This window comes from Enterobacter ludwigii (assembly GCA_023023105.1).
In the GTDB taxonomy this organism is placed as follows: Bacteria; Pseudomonadota; Gammaproteobacteria; order Enterobacterales; family Enterobacteriaceae; genus Enterobacter; species Enterobacter adelaidei.
The window spans coordinates 4,674,337-4,694,942 of record CP083824.1 but is presented as its reverse complement, the minus strand read 5'-3'; the positions used below and the strand labels follow the sequence as shown (position 1 = coordinate 4,694,942).

20 protein-coding genes are annotated in these 20,606 nt (G+C 54.1%); 10 read left to right on the top strand and 10 right to left on the bottom strand.

The features are described from left to right. The first annotated feature begins 600 nt into the window (after positions 1 to 600). The 9 genes from rpmH to LCD46_22680 all read left to right on the top strand — a co-directional run bounded on the left by rpmH (position 601) and on the right by LCD46_22680 (position 8,120). Complete coding sequence (gene rpmH / locus LCD46_22720; GenBank protein ID UOY70773.1) at positions 601 to 741, top strand: 50S ribosomal protein L34; 141 nt, start codon at positions 601 to 603, stop codon at positions 739 to 741. Between the two features lie 16 nt (positions 742 to 757). Beyond that, positions 758 to 1,117: a ribonuclease P protein component gene (rnpA, locus tag LCD46_22715; protein ID UOY70772.1), complete on the top strand. Its 360-nt coding sequence runs from the start codon at positions 758 to 760 to the stop codon at positions 1,115 to 1,117. Beyond that, entirely contained in the window at positions 1,081 to 1,338 is a 258-nt protein-coding gene (gene yidD / locus LCD46_22710; GenBank protein ID UOY70771.1) for a membrane protein insertion efficiency factor YidD, read from the top strand. The genes rnpA and yidD overlap by 37 nt, the downstream gene beginning before the upstream one ends. 2 nt (positions 1,339 to 1,340) lie before the next feature. Then, positions 1,341 to 2,984 carry a membrane protein insertase YidC gene (gene yidC, locus LCD46_22705; GenBank protein UOY70770.1) on the top strand — a complete coding sequence of 548 codons (1,644 nt, stop codon included), beginning with the start codon at positions 1,341 to 1,343 and terminating at the stop codon, positions 2,982 to 2,984. 72 nt (positions 2,985 to 3,056) lie between these two features. Then, positions 3,057 to 4,421: a tRNA uridine-5-carboxymethylaminomethyl(34) synthesis GTPase MnmE gene (gene mnmE, locus LCD46_22700; protein UOY70769.1), complete on the top strand. Its 1,365-nt coding sequence runs from the start codon at positions 3,057 to 3,059 to the stop codon at positions 4,419 to 4,421. A gap of 111 nt (positions 4,422 to 4,532) precedes the next feature. Continuing rightward, complete coding sequence (locus LCD46_22695) at positions 4,533 to 5,708, top strand: MFS transporter (GenBank protein UOY70768.1); 1,176 nt, start codon at positions 4,533 to 4,535, stop codon at positions 5,706 to 5,708. Next, positions 5,677 to 6,648 carry an HTH-type transcriptional regulator YidZ gene (yidZ, locus tag LCD46_22690; protein UOY70767.1) on the top strand — a complete coding sequence of 324 codons (972 nt, stop codon included), beginning with the start codon at positions 5,677 to 5,679 and terminating at the stop codon, positions 6,646 to 6,648. The genes LCD46_22695 and yidZ overlap by 32 nt, the downstream gene beginning before the upstream one ends. A gap of 122 nt (positions 6,649 to 6,770) precedes the next feature. After that, a complete protein-coding gene (locus LCD46_22685; GenBank protein UOY70766.1) occupies positions 6,771 to 7,517 on the top strand; it encodes a phosphopantetheinyl transferase in 747 nt (248 codons plus the stop codon). Positions 7,518 to 7,553: 36 nt separating this feature from the next. After that, positions 7,554 to 8,120, top strand: coding sequence for an NAD(P)H-dependent oxidoreductase (locus LCD46_22680; protein ID UOY70765.1), 567 nt, complete (start codon positions 7,554 to 7,556; stop codon positions 8,118 to 8,120). A gap of 62 nt (positions 8,121 to 8,182) precedes the next feature. Here LCD46_22680 and adeP read toward each other — a convergent pair whose 3' ends face one another. Beyond that, positions 8,183 to 9,520 carry an adenine permease AdeP gene (gene adeP / locus LCD46_22675; GenBank protein UOY73039.1) on the bottom strand — a complete coding sequence of 446 codons (1,338 nt, stop codon included), beginning with the start codon at positions 9,518 to 9,520 and terminating at the stop codon, positions 8,183 to 8,185. Positions 9,521 to 9,686: 166 nt separating this feature from the next. On the opposite strand from adeP, the gene yieH reads away from it, so the two are divergent. Next, positions 9,687 to 10,352 carry a 6-phosphogluconate phosphatase gene (gene yieH, locus LCD46_22670; GenBank protein UOY70764.1) on the top strand — a complete coding sequence of 222 codons (666 nt, stop codon included), beginning with the start codon at positions 9,687 to 9,689 and terminating at the stop codon, positions 10,350 to 10,352. A 44-nt stretch (positions 10,353 to 10,396) separates the two neighbouring features. Here the strand turns inward: yieH and phoU are convergent, their stop codons facing one another. The 9 genes from phoU to atpD form a co-directional block, all read right to left on the bottom strand. Beyond that, positions 10,397 to 11,122 carry a phosphate signaling complex protein PhoU gene (phoU, locus tag LCD46_22665; GenBank protein ID UOY70763.1) on the bottom strand — a complete coding sequence of 242 codons (726 nt, stop codon included), beginning with the start codon at positions 11,120 to 11,122 and terminating at the stop codon, positions 10,397 to 10,399. Positions 11,123 to 11,135: 13 nt separating this feature from the next. Further along, entirely contained in the window at positions 11,136 to 11,909 is a 774-nt protein-coding gene (gene pstB, locus LCD46_22660; protein UOY70762.1) for a phosphate ABC transporter ATP-binding protein PstB, read from the bottom strand. 47 nt (positions 11,910 to 11,956) lie between these two features. Then, positions 11,957 to 12,847, bottom strand: coding sequence for a phosphate ABC transporter permease PstA (gene pstA / locus LCD46_22655; GenBank protein UOY70761.1), 891 nt, complete (start codon positions 12,845 to 12,847; stop codon positions 11,957 to 11,959). After that, positions 12,847 to 13,806, bottom strand: coding sequence for a phosphate ABC transporter permease PstC (gene pstC, locus LCD46_22650; protein ID UOY70760.1), 960 nt, complete (start codon positions 13,804 to 13,806; stop codon positions 12,847 to 12,849). The genes pstA and pstC overlap by 1 nt, the downstream gene beginning before the upstream one ends. Before the next feature lie 81 nt (positions 13,807 to 13,887). Beyond that, positions 13,888 to 14,928 carry a phosphate ABC transporter substrate-binding protein PstS gene (pstS, locus tag LCD46_22645; protein UOY70759.1) on the bottom strand — a complete coding sequence of 347 codons (1,041 nt, stop codon included), beginning with the start codon at positions 14,926 to 14,928 and terminating at the stop codon, positions 13,888 to 13,890. Between the two features lie 321 nt (positions 14,929 to 15,249). Further along, entirely contained in the window at positions 15,250 to 17,079 is a 1,830-nt protein-coding gene (glmS, locus tag LCD46_22640) for a glutamine--fructose-6-phosphate transaminase (isomerizing) (protein UOY70758.1), read from the bottom strand. Between the two features lie 178 nt (positions 17,080 to 17,257). Further along, the gene (gene glmU, locus LCD46_22635; GenBank protein ID UOY70757.1) at positions 17,258 to 18,628 is read right to left on the bottom strand and encodes a bifunctional UDP-N-acetylglucosamine diphosphorylase/glucosamine-1-phosphate N-acetyltransferase GlmU; all 1,371 of its coding nucleotides are present in this window, start codon (positions 18,626 to 18,628) and stop codon (positions 17,258 to 17,260) included. 138 nt (positions 18,629 to 18,766) lie between these two features. Beyond that, a complete protein-coding gene (gene atpC / locus LCD46_22630) occupies positions 18,767 to 19,186 on the bottom strand; it encodes a F0F1 ATP synthase subunit epsilon (protein UOY70756.1) in 420 nt (139 codons plus the stop codon). A 20-nt stretch (positions 19,187 to 19,206) separates the two neighbouring features. Continuing rightward, positions 19,207 to 20,589, bottom strand: a complete 1,383-nt coding sequence (gene atpD, locus LCD46_22625; protein UOY70755.1) for a F0F1 ATP synthase subunit beta — start codon at positions 20,587 to 20,589, stop codon at positions 19,207 to 19,209. Between the last annotated feature and the right edge of the window lie 17 nt (positions 20,590 to 20,606).

The window sequence follows — 20,606 nt, the reverse complement described above, 5'->3', positions numbered from 1 at the left end:
GGCGGACTCCACTCGAACAATAAAAGAAAACTATTGAATATTCATGATTGTTGGCGCACATCGACATGACCCTGTGCATAGGGGGATGTGCGAATTGCTATCTGCAATTTAATCCTGACCAGGATCCTGGGATCCCGATCGGGACCGCGGATCATAGCCTAAACTGAGCCAGAGATCTTCTGTTTCTCACAGATTCTTCCCGATTTATCCACAGGACGATCTGAAACCGGGTAAGTGTAAACGATCCTGGCACAAGTGCCCCACGATTTAGCCCGCATATTGGAAAAATTAATGAGCACAGACAATTTATTGCTTAAATGATCTAACGAAGATCCGGGACGATCCTTGCGCTTTGTCGACGAGCCCGTATAATCCTCGACCCGGCGCGTGATGCTCATCTTCCTGCGTCGTCCGTTGCTCATTTTCCACGCGAAAACGTGCGGAAATACGCGGGAAATAAGGAAAGAGAATTGACTCCGGAGTGTACAATTATTACAATCCGGCCTCTTTAATCACCCACGCTGAGGCGTTAGTCGTTCGAAATTCGTTCGGGTATACGCAAAAGTCAGTGAATTTATTCAAGTTTAGGTAGAAATCGCCATGAAACGCACTTTTCAACCGTCTGTACTGAAGCGCAACCGTTCTCACGGCTTCCGTGCTCGTATGGCTACTAAAAATGGTCGTCAGGTTCTGGCACGTCGTCGTGCTAAAGGCCGCGCTCGTCTGACCGTTTCCAAGTAATAAAGCTAACCCCTGAGTGGTTAAGCTAGCATTTCCCAGGGAGTTACGTTTGTTAACTCCCGCTCATTTCACTTTCGTCTTCCAGCAGCCACAACGGGCTGGCACGCCGCAAATCACCATCCTCGGCCGCCAAAATTCGCTGGGGCATCCCCGCATCGGTCTCACAGTCGCCAAGAAAAATGTTAAGCGAGCGCATGAACGCAATCGGATTAAACGTCTGACGCGTGAAAGCTTCCGTTTACGTCAGCACGAACTGCCTTCGATGGATTTCGTGGTGGTGGCTAAAAAAGGGGTTGCCGACCTCGATAACCGTGCTCTCTCGGAAGCGTTGGAAAAATTATGGCGCCGCCACTGTCGCCTGGCTCACGGGTCCTGATAGCCCTCATTCGGGTCTATCAACGCCTGATTAGTCCGCTACTCGGGCCGCACTGCCGTTTCACACCAACGTGCTCAAGCTACGGAATTGAGGCATTGCGCAGGTTTGGAGTGATAAAAGGCAGTTGGTTGACGGTGAAACGCGTATTAAAATGCCACCCTTTACACCCCGGTGGAGACGACCCCGTCCCTCCAGGACCCTTTGATACCAGAGAACACTAACGATGGATTCGCAACGCAATCTTCTTATCATCGCTTTGTTGTTCGTGTCTTTCATGATCTGGCAGGCATGGGAGCAGGATAAAAATCCTCAACCCCAGCAGCAGACCACGCAGACCACGACCACCGCAGCGGGTAGCGCCGCCGACCAGGGCGTACCGGCCAGTGGCCAGGGGAAACAGATTACGGTTAAGACCGATGTGCTTGAGCTGACTATTAACACCCGTGGTGGTGATGTTGAGCAGGCGCTGCTGTTGACCTACCCGAAAGAGCTGAAGTCTAACGAACCGTTCCAGTTACTGGAAACCACGCCTGAGTTTATCTACCAGGCGCAGAGCGGCCTGACCGGTCGTGATGGCCCGGATAACCCGGCTAACGGTGCGCGTCCACTGTATAACGTCGAGAACGACACCTTTGTACTGGCTGATGGTCAGAACGAACTCGTTATCCCGATGACGTATACCGACGCTGCAGGCAACACCTTCACGAAAACCTTCACCCTGAAACGCGGTGAGTATGCGGTGAACGTGGGCTACACCGTACAGAACGCCAGTGCGAAACCACTGGAACTGTCGACCTTTGGCCAGCTGAAGCAGTCCATCAATCTGCCGTCTCACCGTGACACCGGAAGCAGCAACTTTGCGCTGCATACCTTCCGTGGCGCGGCGTACTCCACGCCTGACGCAAAGTATGAGAAATACAAATTCGACACCATTGCCGATAACGAAAACCTGAACGTCAGCGCTAAAGGCGGTTGGGTGGCAATGCTGCAGCAGTATTTCGCCACTGCATGGGTGCCTAATAACGACGGTACCAACAACTTCTACACCGCGAACCTGGGTAACGGTCTTGCAGCCATCGGCTACAAATCTCAGCCAGTTCTGGTTCAGCCGGGTCAAACCGGTAAAATGGCCAGCACCCTGTGGGTCGGCCCGGAAATCCAGGACAAAATGGCCGCTGTTGCGCCACACCTGGACCTGACCGTAGATTACGGTTGGTTGTGGTTCATCTCCCAGCCGCTGTTTAAGCTGCTGAAGTTCATCCACAGCTTCCTGGGTAACTGGGGCTTCTCCATCATCGTTATCACCTTCATCGTTCGTGGCATCATGTACCCGCTGACTAAAGCGCAGTACACCTCCATGGCGAAGATGCGCATGCTGCAGCCGAAGATTCAGGCCATGCGTGAGCGTCTGGGCGATGACAAACAGCGTCAGAGCCAGGAGATGATGGCCCTGTATAAAGCAGAGAAAGTAAACCCACTGGGTGGTTGCTTCCCACTGCTGATTCAGATGCCAATCTTCCTTGCGCTGTACTACATGCTGATGGGTTCCGTTGAGCTGCGCCATGCGCCGTTCGCGTTGTGGATCCATGACCTGTCTGCACAGGACCCGTACTACATCCTGCCGATCCTGATGGGCGTGACGATGTTCTTCATCCAGAAGATGTCTCCGACCACGGTGACCGACCCGATGCAGCAGAAGATCATGACCTTTATGCCGGTCATCTTCACCGTGTTCTTCCTGTGGTTCCCGTCAGGTCTGGTGCTGTACTATATCGTCAGCAACCTGGTGACCATCATCCAGCAGCAGCTGATTTACCGTGGTCTGGAAAAACGTGGCCTGCATAGCCGCGAAAAGAAAAAGTCCTGATTCGGTAAGTTAACGCTAAAATAAGGGCGGTCGATTGACCGCCTTTTTTATTTGTATTGAACGAGACCAACCATGAGCCATAACGACACTATCGTCGCCCAGGCAACCCCACCGGGACGCGGTGGTGTAGGCATTCTGCGTATCTCCGGCCTGAAGGCGCGCGAGGTCGCCGAAGCGGTACTGGGTAAACTGCCAAAACCCCGCTACGCTGATTACCTGCCGTTTAAAGATACCGACGGCACGCCGCTGGACCAGGGCATTGCGCTGTGGTTTCCTGGCCCAAACTCTTTTACCGGTGAAGACGTGCTGGAACTACAGGGTCACGGTGGCCCGGTTATCCTCGATCTGCTGTTAAAACGCATTCTGACCCTGCCTGGCCTGCGTATCGCAAAACCGGGTGAGTTTTCCGAGCGCGCGTTCCTGAACGACAAGCTCGATCTGGCGCAAGCCGAGGCGATAGCGGACCTGATCGACGCCAGTTCTGAACAGGCTGCTCGCTCCGCCCTGAACTCGCTGCAAGGGGCATTCTCCGCGCGCGTGAATCACCTTGTGGAAGCACTTACTCACCTCAGGATCTACGTGGAAGCGGCTATCGACTTCCCGGATGAGGAGATCGACTTCCTCTCTGACGGTAAAATCGAAGCCCAGCTCAACCAGGTGATGGCCGACCTCGACGCGGTTCGTGCCGAAGCGCGTCAGGGTAGCCTGCTGCGGGAAGGGATGAAGGTGGTGATAGCCGGACGTCCTAATGCCGGGAAATCGAGCCTTTTGAACGCTCTGGCGGGCCGTGAAGCGGCGATCGTGACCGACATTGCCGGCACCACCCGCGACGTACTGCGCGAGCATATCCATATCGACGGGATGCCGCTGCACATCATTGATACCGCCGGTCTGCGCGATGCCAGCGACGAAGTCGAGCGCATCGGTATCGAACGCGCCTGGCAGGAGATCGAGCAAGCCGACCGCGTGCTGTTTATGGTGGATGGCACAACCACCGACGCTGTAGACCCGGCTGAAATCTGGCCAGACTTTATTGCCCGTCTGCCGGCGAAGCTGCCTATCACCGTGGTGCGAAATAAAGCAGACGTGACTGGCGAAACGCTGGGCATCAGCGATGTGAATGGTCACTCACTAATCCGCCTGTCGGCGCGTACCGGTGAAGGCGTTGACGACCTGCGTAACCATCTCAAGCAGAGCATGGGCTTTGACACCAGCATGGAAGGTGGCTTCCTGGCGCGTCGTCGTCACCTGCAGGCGCTGGAAGAGGCGGCACGCCATCTTGACCAGGGCAAAGCGCAGCTGATCGGTGCGTGGGCGGGTGAACTGCTGGCGGAAGAGCTGCGTCTGGCACAGCAGAATCTGAGTGAGATCACCGGGGAGTTTACGTCGGACGATCTGCTGGGAAGGATCTTCTCAAGCTTCTGTATTGGTAAGTAATACCCACGAAAACATGGTGATTTCCTTCCAGGAAATCACCTTTGTCCAAATGGCAACTCGCCTAATCCCTTCTCACCCCCTATCCTGCATGCCTGTATCTATGGGGGTTTTATGGCTCGTTTTCTGTTTTGTAGTTTTGCGCTGGTTCTGCTTTATCCGTCTGGCATTGATATGTATCTGGTGGGATTACCGCACATCGCCCGCGATCTGGGTGCCAGTGAAGCTCAGCTGCACATCGCGTTTTCGGCCTACCTCGCGGGAATGGCGTCATCGATGGTGTTTGCCGGGAAGGTCGCAGATAAGGCTGGTCGCCAACCCGTCGCCATAACGGGAGCCATCATCTTTGCGTTGGCTTCCGTGCTCTGTTCACTGGCGCAGGATAGTGCCCTGTTCCTGGCAGGCCGTTTTATCCAGGGCATCGGGGCGGGCGGCTGCTACGTGGTGGCTTTCGCAATTTTACGCGACACATTAAGCGCCCAACGCCGCGCCAAAGTGCTCTCTATGCTCAACGGCATCACCTGTATTATTCCGGTGTTGGCTCCGGTTGTTGGTTATCTGATCATGTTGAAATTCCCGTGGCAGAGCCTTTTCTGGACGATGGCAGCAATGGGGGGGCTGGTCTTTGTGTTGTCCATTTCCGTGCTAAGAGAAACTCACCCAGGTTCGCAAAGTACGGCACACTCAGCAACGATTCACCCGGCAGAGAAGCTGCTTAACCGCTTTTTCCTCAGTCGTCTGGCCGTAACCACGTTAAGCGTGGCGGTGATCCTGACCTATGTAAACGTTTCCCCGGTTTTACTGATGGAGACCATGGGCTTCGATCGGGGTGAGTATTCAACAGTGATGGCATTAACCGCGATGGTCAGTATGGCCGTCTCGTTTTCCACCCCCTTTGCGCTAAATATTTTCAGCCAGCGCACGTTGATGCTGACCTCACAGGTGTTATTTCTCGCAGCAGGCGTGATTCTGGCAACCACCAGCTCACATGTGGTGATGCTGGTAGGCATTACCCTCATTTGCGCCGGGTTCTCGGTCGGCTTTGGCGTGGCGATGAGCCAGGCGCTCGGCCCGTTCTCACTGCGGGCAGGCGTGGCAAGCTCCGTGCTGGGTATCGCTCAGGTCTGTGGCTCGTCCCTGTGGATTTGGCTGGCAGCGGTAATCGGACTTAATGCGCTCAATATGCTGATCGGGATTCTGATTGGCTGTAGCATGGTCTGTATTACCTTACTTATGCTCATCCAGCCCGCGGCAAATTATGAAGAAGCCCATCAGCAGTCTCGATCTTAACCTGTTGCTGTGCCTGCAGCTGTTGCTGCAGGAGCGTAGCGTCACCAAAGCGGCGAAGCGGATGAACGTGACGCCGTCTGCGGTGAGTAAATCACTGGCCAAGCTGCGCGACTGGTTCGACGACCCGCTGTTTGTCAAAACGCCTTTAGGATTGCTGCCGACGCCACTGACGGTAAGTCTGGAGCAGGATCTGACTGACTGGATGCAAATCGGTAACCAGATCCTCGATAAATTTCACCATGACGCGCCTGGCGGGCTGACGTTCGTGCTGGCCGCCGAAACGCCGTTGATGCTGATCCGCTTTAACGCCCTGCTGGAGCAGGTGAACCAGCGCTATCCGCAGGCTACGGTGAAGATGCGTCACTGGGATTACGACTCTCTGGACGCCATTACGCGTGGGGAAGTGGATCTTGGCTTCACTGGTCGAGAAACTCATCCGCGTTCCCGCGAGTTGCTGAAGCTGTTGCCGTGGTTTATCGACTACGAAATCCTGTTTAGTGACCGTCCATGTGTTTATCTGCGCGAGGATCACCCGGCGCTTCAGGAAGAGTGGAACCTGGAGACCTTCCTGCGCTACCCGCATATCAGTATCTTCTGGGAGCGCAGCGACACATGGGCGCTTGATGAGGTGCTAAAGGAGATGGGTCGTGAGCGCAATATCGCCATGTGCCTGCCGGGTTTTGAACAGGCGATGTTTATGGCGGCGCAGCCTGGCCATAATTATATCGCTACGGCTCCCCACTACTGCCACCACTACAATGAACTCCACCAGCGGAAGCTGATCGCGCTTCCTATTCCGATTGACGAAGCGCAGGCTGAAAAGTTGACCGTCCCCTTCACCCTGATCTGGCATAAACGGAACAGCCATAATCCGAAAATTCTCTGGTTGAGAGAGACTATCAAGGCGTTGTACGGTGCCAGCGATCCAATTTTTACCTAAGAAAATGTAAAGTTCGGTCCTCAGGCTTCTCTTACTCCCATTTACTGATTAAAACAGGAGTGAAGTTAAGCGATAATCATGTAACCGTTTAACCGATTACGACCATTATCAAGGAGCGAAAAATGGCAACGCACTTTGCAAGAGGGATACTTACAGAAGGACGCCTCGTATCGGCACGAATTTCTTCAGCCTGTCACAGTGAAGCACGCAAACTCCCGGAACACCGCAGGACGCGTTTTTTAGCGTCCAGAGCGCTTCTCGCAGAGCTGTTGTTTATGTTGTACGGCACCAGTGAACTGCCGGATATCATCACCCAACCTGAAGGCCGCCCGGTTTTTGCTAACCCGGATTTCCCCCGTTTTTCCATTGCCTATACGGGCAATATCATTGGGGTAGCACTCACCACCGAAGGGAATTGTGGGCTGGATATGGAACTTCAGCGCGCAACCCGGGGCATCCACGGCGCGAACCCACACGATGATTACCCGCTCTCCAGCAATGAAAAGCTGTGGGTGCGTAACCAGAACGATCCCAACGAGGCCAGAGCTCAGCTCATCACCCTACGCCAGAGCATTCGAAAGCTCTGTGGATGCGCCTCAGACGACGCCAATATGCTGCAGCTGCTGCCAGGTTCCGGACGTCTTCGAGCCACCCAAGCTACGCTGGTAGAAGCGCTCAGTGACGCAGAGGATGTCCTCATTTGGTCCATAGCGGTTACCCCCGCTATCGAACGCATGAAAATCTGGGAATTTGACAGTCAACAGGGATGGCGTAGCCTTCCTGATGTGCCCGAACGCGCCAACGAGCCCGCCGCACGCCTGATGCGTTTAACCAGTTTACCGGCAGAAAAAGCATACACCCTTAGCTGATCCATTCAGGGTCATCATGATGAAACAGGAGTAATCATGTCTGATACGTTAAAAGTCGTTACGTTACTGGGAAGCCTGCGCAAAGGTTCATTTAATGGGATGGTTGCCCGCACGCTGCCACAGCTGGCACCGGCAGGTATGGAGATTAGTGCCCTTCCATCTATTGGTGACATCCCGCTCTATGATGCAGATGTCCAGCAGGAAGAAGGGTTCCCGCAGAGCGTTGAGGCGCTGGCGGCGCAAATCCGTCAGGCCGATGGTGTGGTTATTGTCACACCAGAGTATAACTACTCCGTTCCTGGCGGTCTGAAAAACGCCATTGACTGGTTATCCCGCCTCCCTGAGCAGCCTCTTTCAGGTAAACCCGTGCTGATCCAGACCAGTTCTATGGGTGCCATTGGCGGCGCGCGCTGCCAGTATCACCTGCGCCAGATTCTGGTGTTCCTGGATGCGATGGTGATGAACAAGCCGGAGTTTATGGGCGGAGTGATTCAGAACAAGGTCGACCCGCAGACGGGTGAAGTGGTGGATCAGAGCACGCGTGACCATCTGTCTGGTCAGCTGACTGCGTTTGGCGATTATATTAAGCGGGTGAAGGCTTAAGCTTATTGCGGCCTGATGCCCTCACCCTGACCCTCTCCCGCAGGGAGAGGGAACAAACATGTTTATTTGGCGTCAATAAACACAATCTTCAGCACAAACAGCAGCGCGACAACGATGACGCACGGGCTGAGATCACGGAAGCGACCGGTACCAATTTTCATTACGCAGTAAGAGATAAAGCCCAGCGCGATACCTTCGGTAATCGAGAAGCTGAACGGCATCATCACGGCGGTAATAAACGCTGGCACCGCTTCGGTTAAGTCATCCCACTTCACGCGTGACAGGCTGGAGGTCATCAGCACACCTACGTAGATCAGCGCGCCGGCTGCCGCATACGGTGGAACCATTCCCGCCAGCGGCGAAAGGAAGATCACCAGCAGGAACAGGATACCCACCACGACCGCCGTCAGACCAGTACGGCCTCCCACAGAAACACCGGAAGAGGATTCAATATAAGCGGTAACAGAAGAGGTACCGATAAAGGAGCCCGCAACAGACGAGATGCTGTCAACGAACAGCGCCTGCTTCATGCGTGGGAACTTCCCTTTCTCATCGGCCAGACCTGCTTTGTCGGTCACGCCAATCAGGGTACCGGAGGAGTCGAACAGGTTGACCAGCATAAAGGAGAAAATTACGCCCGCCAGACCCAGGTTCAGGGAACCCGCCAAATCAACATGACCAATAACGGTGGAAACACTCGGTGGCGCAGAAACGATACCGTTGTAGTGAACGTCACCCAGCAGCCAGCCCAGCAGCGTGGTCACCACGATGGATACCAGCACCGCCGCATGAATATTGCGGGAAGCCAGGATCGCGATGATAAAGAAGCCCAGCACGCCCAGCAGCACGTTGTGAGAGGTCAGGTGACCGATGCTTACCAGCGTATCCGGGTTAGCCACGATAACGCCGGCGTTTTTCAGCCCCATCATACCGATGAACAGACCAATACCGCTGGTAATGCCCACGCGCAGGCTCACAGGAATGTTGGCAATCATCCAGTAACGTACGCGGAAAATAGTCAGCAACAGCAGACCAATAGCGCCCCAGAAGATAGCGCCCATGCCCACTTGCCACGGCAGGCCCATCGCCTGAACAACCACGAACGCGAAGAACGCGTTCAGGCCCATCGCCGGTGCCAGTGCAACCGGCAGGTTAGCGAACACACCCATCAGGATGCTGCCGAGAGCCGCAATCAGACAGGTGGTCACGAAGACGGCGCTGGTATCCATGCCAGCAACGCCCAGAATTTGTGGGTTAACAAAAACGATATAGACCATCGTCAGGAAGGTGGTGAAACCGGCGATCACTTCGGTGCGTGCCGTTGTGCCGTGCTCGCGCAGTTTAAACACGCGCTCAAGCAGACCCTGACCAGATGCCTGGGTAGTGTGTTGTTGACTCATCATCAATTTCCGAACAAGGAGGGAAAATTCGTCGCTATCCTATACCAAAATGCGACAATAAGGGCGGTTATAGGGTACTTTTTTTCATTGAATTTGCTTATACGGCAACGATTGCGTGTCGTAAAACCACACCACGTAAACGTTAAACTTGTTAAAAGGGAAAGACATGTCCGGAATTGAGGCGGTATTTTTCGACTGCGACGGTACGCTTGTCGACAGTGAGGTCATTTGTTCCCGTGCGTATGTCGCCATGTTCCAGGAATTTGGTATTACGCTCGATCTCGAAGAGGTGTTCAAACGCTTTAAGGGCGTGAAACTGTACGAGATTATCGACATCATTAACGACGAGCACGGTGTGGATCTGCCGAAAGGGGATCTCGAGCCGGTTTACCGCGCCGAGGTCGCACGCCTGTTTGATTCCGAACTGGAGGTCATCGCCGGGGCGAATGCGCTTCTGGATGCGATGACGGTGCCAATCTGTGTGGTCTCTAATGGTCCGGTCAGCAAAATGCAGCACTCGCTGGGGAAACTGGAGATGTTGCATCATTTCCCGGAAAAATTGTTCAGCGGCTACGATATTCAACGCTGGAAGCCCGATCCGGCGCTGATGTTCCATGCGGCCAACGCGATGAACGTTAACGTAGAAAACTGCATTCTGGTGGATGACTCGTCTGCGGGCGCGCAGTCAGGGATTGATGCGGGAATGGAAGTGTTTTACTTCTGCGCCGATCCGCACAACAAACCGATCGATCATCCAAAAGTGACGACCTTTACCGATCTGGCGCAGTTGCCAGCATTGTGGAAGGCGCGCGGGTGGGATATTACGCGTTAAGTTAACGTAGGGCGGGTAAGCGCTAGCGCCCCCCGCCACAAACATCACTCTTTCGGATCTTTACCCGCCAGCAGCTTGTCCAGCTCGTCGCCGCCTACGTGACGGAAGTCCTGACCTTTCACGAAGTAGAAAATGTATTCGCAAATGTTCTGGCAGCGGTCACCGATACGCTCAATGGAGCGCGCGCAGAACAGGGCAGTCAGTACGCTTGGGATCGTACGTGAATCTTCCATCATGTAGGTCATCAGCTGACGCACGATGCCTTCGTATTCCTGGTCGACTTTCTTGTCTTCACGGTAGATACGTACCGCTTCGTCCAGATCCATACGCGCAAAGGCATCCAGCACGTCATGCAGCATCTGCACGGTGTGACGCCCCAGCGACTCCAGGCTCACCAGCAGCGGCTGGTGCTGCTGAGAGAACTTCTCCAGCGCGGTGCGGCAGATTTTATCCGCCACGTCTCCAATACGTTCCAGCTCGGCGATGGTTTTGATAATCGCCATCACCAGGCGCAGGTCGCTCGCTGTTGGCTGACGCTTGGCGATAATACGAACGCAAGCTTCATCAATCGCGACTTCCATCATATTGACGTTTTTGTCACCTTCAATGACGCGCTTCGCCAGCTCGCTGTCCTGGTTGTGCATTGCCGTGATCGCATCGGAAAGCTGCTGCTCAACCATGCCACCCATGGTCATGACCTGCGTGCGAATGCTTTCCAGCTCTGCGTTGAACTGGCCTGAAATGTGTTTATTAAGATTAAGGTTGTCCATGGTTCACTCCAAATCAACCGTAGCGGCCAGTAATATAATCTTCAGTTTGCTTTTTAGCGGGTCTGGTGAACAGCGCATCCGTATCGCTGAACTCAATCAACTCGCCCAGGTACATAAACGCCGTGTAATCGGAACAACGTGCAGCCTGCTGCATGTTGTGGGTCACGATAACCACGGTGTAATCCTGCTTCAGTTCGGTGATCAGCTCTTCAATACGACCGGTTGAGATTGGGTCCAGCGCAGAACACGGTTCATCCAACAGCAACACTTCCGGGCGAATGGCGATACCGCGCGCAATGCACAGACGCTGCTGCTGACCACCGGAGAGAGAGTACCCGCTCTGGTGCAACTTATCTTTGGTTTCGTTCCATAATGCGGCCTTGGTCAAAGCCCACTGCACACGCTCGTCCATATCGGCACGAGAGAGCTTTTCAAACAGGCGAACACCAAACGCAATGTTGTCATAAATGGACATCGGGAACGGCGTGGGTTTCTGGAACACCATCCCCACTTTGGCACGCAGCAGGGCGATATCCTGAGCCTGGGTCAGAATGTTTTCGCCGTCCAGGATGATTTCACCTTCAGCGCGCTGCTCCGGATAGAGCGAATACATCTTGTTAAAGGTACGCAGCAGCGTGGATTTACCACAGCCAGACGGACCGATGAATGCCGTAACCTGGTTCTTCGCGATATCCAGGTTGATATTCTTCAGGGCATGGAATTTGCCGTAGTAGAAGTTCAAATCACGAACCTGAATCTTACCCGGGGCAGTATCAACCATACTCATTGACTCATTTCCTCATTCGGCGCCGCGAGCTGCCGCGCCGTAAAAAATTAACCGTGTTTCTTCTTCGCGAAAATGACGCGCGCCAGAATGTTCAGCAACAGTACGCAAAGGGTAATGATCAGCACCCCGGCCCAGGCCAGCTGCTGCCATTCCGCGAATGGGCTCATCGCAAATTTAAAGATCGTCACCGGCAGGTTAGCGATCGGCTGCATCATGTCCGTGCTCCAGAACTGGTTGGAGAGAGAGGTAAACAGCAGCGGGGCCGTTTCACCCGCGATACGCGCAACCGCCAGCAGGATACCGGTCATGATCCCGGAGACTGACGCTTTCAGCGTAATCGCAGAGATCATCTTCCATTTCGGCGTGCCCAGTGCATAAGCCGCTTCACGCAGGCTGTCCGGCACCAGTTTCAGCATGTTCTCGGTAGTACGAATGACGATAGGCACCTGCAGCAGCGCCAGCGCAATCACACCCGCCCAGCCGGAGAAGTGTTCCATCTGTGCCACCACGACGGTGTAAACAAACAGACCCACCACGATAGACGGGGCTGAAAGCAGGATGTCATTGATGAAACGAATGACTTCCGCCAGCCAGGATTTACGACCGTACTCCGCAAGATAGATGCCTGCCATGATGCCCAGCGGCGTACCAAATACCGTTGCCCACAGGATCAGCAACCCGCTGCCCGCCAGGGCATTCGCCAGACCACCACCCGCCGTGTTTGGCGGTGGCGTCATCTCGGTAAACAGCGCCAGCGACATCCCGTCAATCCCGCGCACAACCGTCGAGAAGAGGATCCAGACCAGCCAGAACAGGCCAAATGCCATGGTTCCCATTGAGAGCGTCAGCGCGATACGGTTTTTAAAACGGCGTCGGGCCTGCATTTTGCGGCGGGATTCCGCCAGTTCAGCGGTAGCTTGCATTTCGAGAGTCGCCATTAGCGTGCCCCCTCATTTTTAGCGAGGCGCATAATCATCAGCTTGGAGATCGCCAGAACAATGAAGGTGATCACGAACAGAATCAGACCCAGCTCCATCAACGCCGCAACGTGCAGCCCGGATTCCGCCTCAGCAAATTCATTCGCCAGTGCAGAGGTAATACTGTTACCCGGCATGAAGAGTGATGCGCTGTCGAGCTGGTAGGTGTTACCGATGATAAAGGTCACCGCCATGGTTTCACCCAGCGCACGTCCCAGACCCAGCATCACGCCGCCAATCACCCCATTTTTGGTGAACGGAAGGACAATGCGCCAGATAACTTCCCAGGTGGTACAGCCGATACCGTAGGCCGACTCTTTCATCATCACCGGCGTTTGTTCGAAGACATCGCGCATGACCGCCGCAATGTACGGAATAATCATAATGGCGAGGATCACACCTGCAGCCAGAATACCGATACCGAAAGCCGGGCCAGAGAACAGGGCACCCACAAACGGGATGGCAGAAAGTACATTACCCACGGGTTCCTGGAAGTACGTTGCGAACAGCGGCGCAAAGATAAACAGGCCCCACATGCCGTAAACGATACTCGGAATGGCCGCCAGCAGCTCAATGGCAATACCCAGCGGGCGACGCAGCCAGCCCGGTGCCAGTTCCGTCAGGAACAGAGCAATACCAAAACTGACGGGAACCGCAATCAGCAGGGCGATGAACGAGGTCACCAGCGTACCGTAAATCGGCACCAGCGCACCGTAGATATCGTTCGGCGCGTCCCACTCTTTGGTCCACAGGAAGGAGAAACCGAATTTCTGGATGCTCGGCCAGGAGGAGAAAATCAGAGACACAATAATGCCGCCCAGCAGCAATAGCACAATCAGCGCAGCCAGTTTAACCAGCGCGCTGAAAATCATGTCACCTTTTTTACCCGGAGGGTTAAATGCAGGCTTGGTTGCAGCCATAAATCACTCTTCTGTTAAACGCGTTTACGAAATCGGCGGGTAAGCGCAAGCGCCACCCGCCATTTTCGTCAGAATGCTAAATTAATACAATGCTTTACCGCTGCTGTCTTTTACGTTGGTTTTCCATGCAGCACGAATCTGCTCAACCACGTTTTCTGGCAGGGTAGCGTAATCCAGGGCATTAGCCTGTTTGCCGCCGTTTTTGTACGCCCAGTCGAAGAACTTCAGCACTTCGGCGCCCTGCTCAGGTTTCTTCTGCTCTTTGTGAACCAGGATGAAGGTGGTAGAGGTGATTGGCCATGCACCTTCGCCTTTCTGGTTAGTCAGATCCTGAGCGAAAGATTTGCTCCAGTCAGCGCCTTTTGCAGCGTTGGCAAAGTTCTCTTCGGTCGGGCTGACAGGTTTGCCATCAGCAGAAACCAGTTTGGTGTAGGACAGGTTGTTCTGTTTAGCGTAGGCGTATTCTACGTAACCGATAGAGCCCGGCAGACGCTGTACGAAAGCGGCGATGCCGTCGTTGCCTTTACCACCCAAACCAGTTGGCCAGTTAACGGTAGAGCCAGAACCGACTTTAGATTTCCACTCTTCGTTCACTTTCGCCAGATAGCTGGTGAACACGAAAGAGGTACCAGAACCATCAGCGCGGCGAACCACAGCGATGTTCTGAGATGGCAGTTTCAGGCCAGGGTTGAGTTTGGCAATCGCCTCGTCATCCCATTTTTTGATTTTACCCAGGTAGATGTCACCCAGGGTTTTGCCGTCCAGCACCAGTTCACCAGACTTCACGCCCGGCAGGTTGATGGCCAGAACCACACCGCCGATCACGGTCGGGAACTGGAACAGACCTTCCTGAGCCAGTTTGTCATCAGACAGCGGAGCGTCTGATGCGCCGAAATCAACGGTATTAGCGGTAATTTGTTTAACGCCACCGGAGGAGCCGATACCCTGATAGTTAACCTTGTTACCGGTTTCTTTCTGGTAGGTATCCGCCCATTTGGCATACACCGGCGCAGGGAAGGTTGCACCAGCGCCAGTCAGGCTTGCTTCTGCAAATACAGAGAACGCGCTCAGAGATAAGGTCGCGGCGACAACAGTTGCGACAGTGGTACGCATAACTTTCATAATGTCTCCTGCAAGATTTTCGTAAATCGTTGTTTAGTGGCTACGATGAGCAAAATAGGACAAACAGGTGACAGATAAATGTACGAATTATGACAGTTTTATGACAATGGAAATTTCACTTAAAAACCAGCAGAAGAAAGCTTAATTTTCATCGTGTTAGCCACTTTTATGACAAGGCGTTTTCAGAAATATTTTCTTTATGTGACACTGAAAAAAGTAGCTGAAGATGACAGATTGTCATAAATAAAAACGCAAAAGAGTTGATTAAAAACAAGCCAGGCGGGATAGAAAAGCTCCACCCGAAGGTGGAGCCTGAAGGGATTATTCTACGGTGACAGACTTCGCCAGGTTACGCGGCTGGTCAACGTCGGTGCCTTTGATCAGCGCAACGTGATAAGCCAGCAACTGCAGCGGAACGGTGTAGAAGATCGGTGCAATCACCTCTTCCACATGCGGCATCTCGATGATGTGCATGTTGTCATTGCTGACAAAACCGGCATCTTTGTCGGCGAAGACGTACAGAACACCACCGCGGGCGCGCACTTCTTCAATGTTAGATTTCAGTTTTTCCAGCAGTTCGTTGTTAGGAGCCACAACGATGACCGGCATATCGGCGTCAATCAGCGCCAGTGGGCCGTGTTTCAGCTCGCCTGCCGCATAGGCTTCCGCGTGAATGTAGGAGATCTCTTTCAGCTTCAGCGCGCCTTCCAGCGCAATCGGATACTGATCGCCACGACCCAGGAACAGGGCGTGATGCTTGTCGGAGAAATCTTCTGCCAGTGCTTCAATGCGTTTGTCCTGGGACAGCATCTGCTCAATACGGCTCGGCAGTGCCTGCAGGCCATGAACGATGTCATGCTCAACAGAGGCATCCTCGCCTTTCAGACGTGCCAGTTTCGCCACCAGCATCAACAGAACGGTCAGCTGAGTGGTAAACGCTTTAGTGGAAGCCACGCCAATTTCGGTACCCGCTTTGGTCATCAGCGCCAGATCGGATTCACGCACCAGCGATGAGCCAGGGACGTTACAGATGGCCAGAGAGCCAAGGTAGCCCAGCTCTTTAGACAAACGCAGCGCCGCCAGCGTATCCGCCGTTTCACCAGACTGGGAAAGGGTGATCATCAGGCTGTTACGACGTACAGCGGATTTGCGGTAGCGGAATTCAGACGCGATTTCCACATCACACGGCACGCCCGCCAGGGATTCAAACCAGTAACGAGAAACCATACCGGAGTTGTAGGAGGTACCGCAGGCCACGATCTGAATATGCTCAACCTTGCTGAGCAGTTCGTTCGCGTTTGCACCCAACTCGCTCAGATCCACCTCACCGTGGCTGATGCGCCCGGTAAGAGTGTTTTTGATGGCGTTTGGCTGCTCGTAAATCTCTTTCTGCATGTAGTGACGGTAAGCGCCTTTGTCGCCCGCGTCGTACTGCAGGTTAGATTCGATCTCCTGGCGTTTCACCTGCTCGCCTTTGGTATCGAATACGGTCACGCTGCGACGAGTCACTTCCGCAATATCACCCTCTTCCAGGAAGATAAAGCGACGGGTAACTGGCAGGAGCGCAAGCTGGTCAGAGGCGATAAAGTTTTCACCCATGCCCAGACCGATAACCATCGGGCTACCGGAACGTGCGGCCAGCAGCGTGGACGGATCGCGTGAGTCCATGATCACCGTGCCGTATGCACCGCGCAGCTGAGGGATAGCACGCAGAACTGCGTCACGCAGTGTACCGCCCTGCTCCAGCTCCCAGTGCACCAGGTGAGCAATCACTTCGGTGTCAGTTTCAGAGACGAAGGTATAGCCGCGCGCTTTCAGTTCTTCGCGCAGCGGTTCGTGGTTTTCGATAATGCCGTTGTGCACGACCACGATGTGTTCAGACACATGCGGGTGCGCGTTGCCTTCAGACGGTTCGCCGTGCGTCGCCCAACGGGTGTGCGCAATACCGGTACCACCATGCAGCGGATGTTCTTCCGCGGCCTGGGCCAGCATCTGCACTTTACCGAGACGACGCAGACGGGTCATATGACCTTCTGCATCGACCACGGCCAGACCAGCAGAGTCATAGCCACGGTATTCCAGACGACGTAAACCTTCGAGAAGGATTTCAGCAATATCACGCTGCGCAACTGCGCCAACAATTCCACACATAGTTTTAGATTCCGAATTTAGGCATAACGCCTGCGTTGTCGCTGACCTGTATTTGCCCTTTCCGGGCACCCCGAGCCTTGTAGAGAGTGGGGTTATTTTTATGGGTACTGCTTGTGGGGGGAGGATTATGTTATCCCCTCACCCCGACCCTCTCCCCAAAGGGGCGAGGGTAAATCCGTTACTTTTTCTTCACCGGGCGTTTCCAGCCCTGCTTGTGCACCTGTGGCACACGGCTTAATACCAGCTCGTTATCGGCGATATCGCGCGTAACGGTTGTCCCGGCGGCAATCGTTGCCCCGTTGCCCACCGTAACCGGTGCCACCAGCTGTGTATCGGAACCGACAAACACATCATCACCGATAATGGTTTTAAACTTGTTGGCACCGTCATAGTTGCAGGTGATTGTGCCTGCACCAATATTGACGTTATCGCCAATTTCCGCATCGCCCAGATAGGTCAAATGACCGGCTTTAGAGCCTTTACCCAGACGCGCTTTTTTCATCTCAACGAAGTTGCCCACGTGAGCCCCTTCCATCAGCTCAGCGCCCGGGCGCAGACGCGCAAACGGTCCAATGGTGCACGCCGCTTCAAGATGCGCATCTTCCACCACGCTGTAAGGGCTGATTTCGCAATCGTCACCGATGACGCTGTTTTTGATAACGCAGCCAGCGCCAATTTTGACACGATTGCCCAGAGTGACTTTGCCTTCAAAGATAACGTTAGTATCAATTTCAACGTCACGACCGTGAGACAGGGAACCACGCAGATCGAAACGCGCCGGATCGCGCAGCATCACGCCTGCCAGCAGCAGTTTTTCGGCCTGTTCAGACTGATAAACGCGCTCCAGACGGGAAAGCTGAAGGCGGTTATTCACCCCTTCGGTTTCGCTAATGCGTGCCGGATGTACCGCCGCAATCTCACGTCCTTCCTGATATGCCATCGCAATGATGTCGGTGATGTAGTATTCACCCTGCGCATTGTTGTTGTTGAGCTTCGACAACCAGCGCTTCATATCCGCGCCATTGGCAATCAGGATACCGGTGTTGATCTCCTGAATCTGGCGCTGTTCGTCGCTGGCGTCTTTATGCTCAACAATCCCCGTTACGTTGCCGTTTTCTCGGGTGATGCGGCCATAACCGGTTGGATCGTCCAGCACGACGGTTAACAAACCGATGCCGCCCTGCGGTTTGGCTTCACGCAGGCGAGTTAGTGTTTCAACGGAGATCAGCGGAACATCGCCGTAGAGCATCAGAATATCTTCGTCATCGGCAAAGAACGGTGCTGCCTGCTGCATCGCGTGACCTGTACCCAGCTGCTCAGCCTGAAGCACCCAGTTGAGCTTGTCATCGCTCAGCGTCTTTTTAAGCAGATCGCCACCGTGGCCGTAGACCAGGTGAACCTGACGGGCACCCAGTTCATTTGCTGCATCAATGACATGCTGCACCATCGGCTTTCCTGCCAGCGTGTGAAGCACTTTAGGCAGATCGGAATACATGCGGGTACCTTTGCCAGCGGCAAGGATCACCACGCTCATCGCACTGTTTGACATACGCATCCTGACGGTAGTTTGAGTGAGAAGTAAAAACGTTTGATGCCTAAAATTCTACATCTTTTTCATCATGAATTAAGGCCGAAAAAAAAAGCCAGCCTGGAACCCAGACTGGCTTTTGTGCTTTTCAAGCCGGTGTTACATCGCTTTTTTGGTCAACTCGATAACGCGCAGTTTCGCGATCGCTTTGGCCAGCTCCGCAGACGCCTGAGCGTAATCCACGTCACCATGAGAGCTGCTAATGTGCTCTTCAGCCTTACGCTTCGATTCCAGGGCTCGCGCTTCGTCGAGATCCTGGCCACGAATAGCGGTATCGGCCAGAACGGTCACACTGCCAGGCTGCACTTCAAGAATGCCGCCGGACAGATAGATAAACTCTTCGTGACCGAACTGTTTAACGATGCGGATCATACCAGGCTTAATGGCGGTGAGCAGCGGTGCGTGACCCGGGAAAATACCCAGCTCACCTTCACTACCCGTTACCTGGATTTTCTCGACCAGACCAGAGAACATTTGTTGCTCTGCGCTGACGACGTCCAGGTGGTAAGTCATTGCCATATCACCCTCCGATTAAGGCGTTAAAGTTTTTTGGCTTTTTCCACTGCTTCTTCGATGGAACCAACCATGTAGAACGCCTGCTCTGGCAGGTGATCGTATTCGCCTTCCATGATGCCTTTAAAGCCACGGATGGTGTCTTTCAGGGAAACGTATTTACCTGGAGAACCGGTGAATACTTCCGCAACGAAGAACGGCTGGGACAGGAAGCGCTGGATCTTACGCGCACGTGCTACCACCAGTTTGTCTTCTTCAGACAGTTCATCCATACCCAGGATGGCGATGATGTCTTTCAGTTCCTGGTAACGTTGCAGCAGGGACTGTACGCCACGCGCGGTGTCGTAGTGTTCCTGACCAACAACCAGTGGATCCAGCTGACGGCTGGTGGAGTCCAGCGGGTCAACGGCTGGGTAGATACCCAGAGACGCGATCTGACGGCTCAGTACCACGGTTGCATCAAGGTGCGCAAAGGTGGTTGCTGGTGATGGGTCAGTCAAGTCATCCGCAGGTACGTATACCGCCTGAACGGAGGTGATAGAACCGGTTTTGGTAGAGGTGATACGTTCCTGAAGAACACCCATCTCTTCCGCCAGAGTCGGCTGATAACCTACCGCTGAAGGCATACGACCCAGAAGTGCAGATACTTCTGTACCGGCCAGGGTGTAACGGTAGATGTTATCGACGAACAGCAGGACGTCACGGCCTTCGTCACGGAACTTCTCAGCCATAGTCAGACCGGTCAGCGCAACACGCAGACGGTTTCCTGGTGGCTCGTTCATCTGGCCGTAAACCAGGGATACTTTGTCCAGAACGTTGGAGTCGGTCATTTCGTGGTAGAAGTCGTTACCTTCACGAGTACGTTCACCTACGCCCGCAAATACGGAGTAACCGGAGTGCTCGATCGCGATGTTACGGATCAGCTCCATCATGTTTACGGTTTTACCTACACCCGCACCACCGAACAGACCAACTTTACCGCCCTTCGCAAATGGACACATCAGGTCGATAACTTTGATGCCGGTTTCCAGCAGTTCCTGAGAGCTGGACAGCTCTTCGTAGGAAGGTGCCGCGCGGTGGATAGCCCAACGCTCTTCTTCACCGATGTCGCCTTTCATGTCGATTGGTTGACCCAATACGTTCATGATACGACCCAGCGTTGCTTTACCTACCGGGACTTCGATCGGATGCTCAAGGTCTTTAACTTCCAGACCACGACGCAGACCGTCGGAAGAACCCATCGCGATGGTACGCACGATACCGCCGCCGAGCTGCTGCTGAACTTCCAGCACCAGGCTCTCGTTACCATTCTGTACCTCAAGCGCGTCGTACACGCGTGGTACGGCGTCCTGAGGGAACTCGACGTCCACCACGGCGCCGATTACCTGGACAATCTTTCCAGTAGCCATCTTGAATCCTCTACGTA

Coding starts and splice junctions, on each gene's coding strand:
- yidZ (UOY70767.1), top strand. CDS start 5,677: ATGAAGAAGCCCATCAGCAGTCTCGATCTTAACCTGTTGCTGTGCCTG.
- pstC (UOY70760.1), bottom strand. CDS start 13,806: ATGGCTGCAACCAAGCCTGCATTTAACCCTCCGGGTAAAAAAGGTGAC.
- pstB (UOY70762.1), bottom strand. CDS start 11,909: ATGAGTATGGTTGATACTGCCCCGGGTAAGATTCAGGTTCGTGATTTG.
- rpmH (UOY70773.1), top strand. CDS start 601: ATGAAACGCACTTTTCAACCGTCTGTACTGAAGCGCAACCGTTCTCAC.
- glmU (UOY70757.1), bottom strand. CDS start 18,628: ATGTCAAACAGTGCGATGAGCGTGGTGATCCTTGCCGCTGGCAAAGGT.
- atpD (UOY70755.1), bottom strand. CDS start 20,589: ATGGCTACTGGAAAGATTGTCCAGGTAATCGGCGCCGTGGTGGACGTC.
- glmS (UOY70758.1), bottom strand. CDS start 17,079: ATGTGTGGAATTGTTGGCGCAGTTGCGCAGCGTGATATTGCTGAAATC.
- LCD46_22695 (UOY70768.1), top strand. CDS start 4,533: ATGGCTCGTTTTCTGTTTTGTAGTTTTGCGCTGGTTCTGCTTTATCCG.
- yidC (UOY70770.1), top strand. CDS start 1,341: ATGGATTCGCAACGCAATCTTCTTATCATCGCTTTGTTGTTCGTGTCT.
- yidD (UOY70771.1), top strand. CDS start 1,081: ATGGCGCCGCCACTGTCGCCTGGCTCACGGGTCCTGATAGCCCTCATT.
- atpC (UOY70756.1), bottom strand. CDS start 19,186: ATGGCAATGACTTACCACCTGGACGTCGTCAGCGCAGAGCAACAAATG.
- LCD46_22685 (UOY70766.1), top strand. CDS start 6,771: ATGGCAACGCACTTTGCAAGAGGGATACTTACAGAAGGACGCCTCGTA.
- pstS (UOY70759.1), bottom strand. CDS start 14,928: ATGAAAGTTATGCGTACCACTGTCGCAACTGTTGTCGCCGCGACCTTA.
- mnmE (UOY70769.1), top strand. CDS start 3,057: ATGAGCCATAACGACACTATCGTCGCCCAGGCAACCCCACCGGGACGC.
- pstA (UOY70761.1), bottom strand. CDS start 12,847: ATGGCGACTCTCGAAATGCAAGCTACCGCTGAACTGGCGGAATCCCGC.
- LCD46_22680 (UOY70765.1), top strand. CDS start 7,554: ATGTCTGATACGTTAAAAGTCGTTACGTTACTGGGAAGCCTGCGCAAA.
- adeP (UOY73039.1), bottom strand. CDS start 9,520: ATGAGTCAACAACACACTACCCAGGCATCTGGTCAGGGTCTGCTTGAG.
- phoU (UOY70763.1), bottom strand. CDS start 11,122: ATGGACAACCTTAATCTTAATAAACACATTTCAGGCCAGTTCAACGCA.
- yieH (UOY70764.1), top strand. CDS start 9,687: ATGTCCGGAATTGAGGCGGTATTTTTCGACTGCGACGGTACGCTTGTC.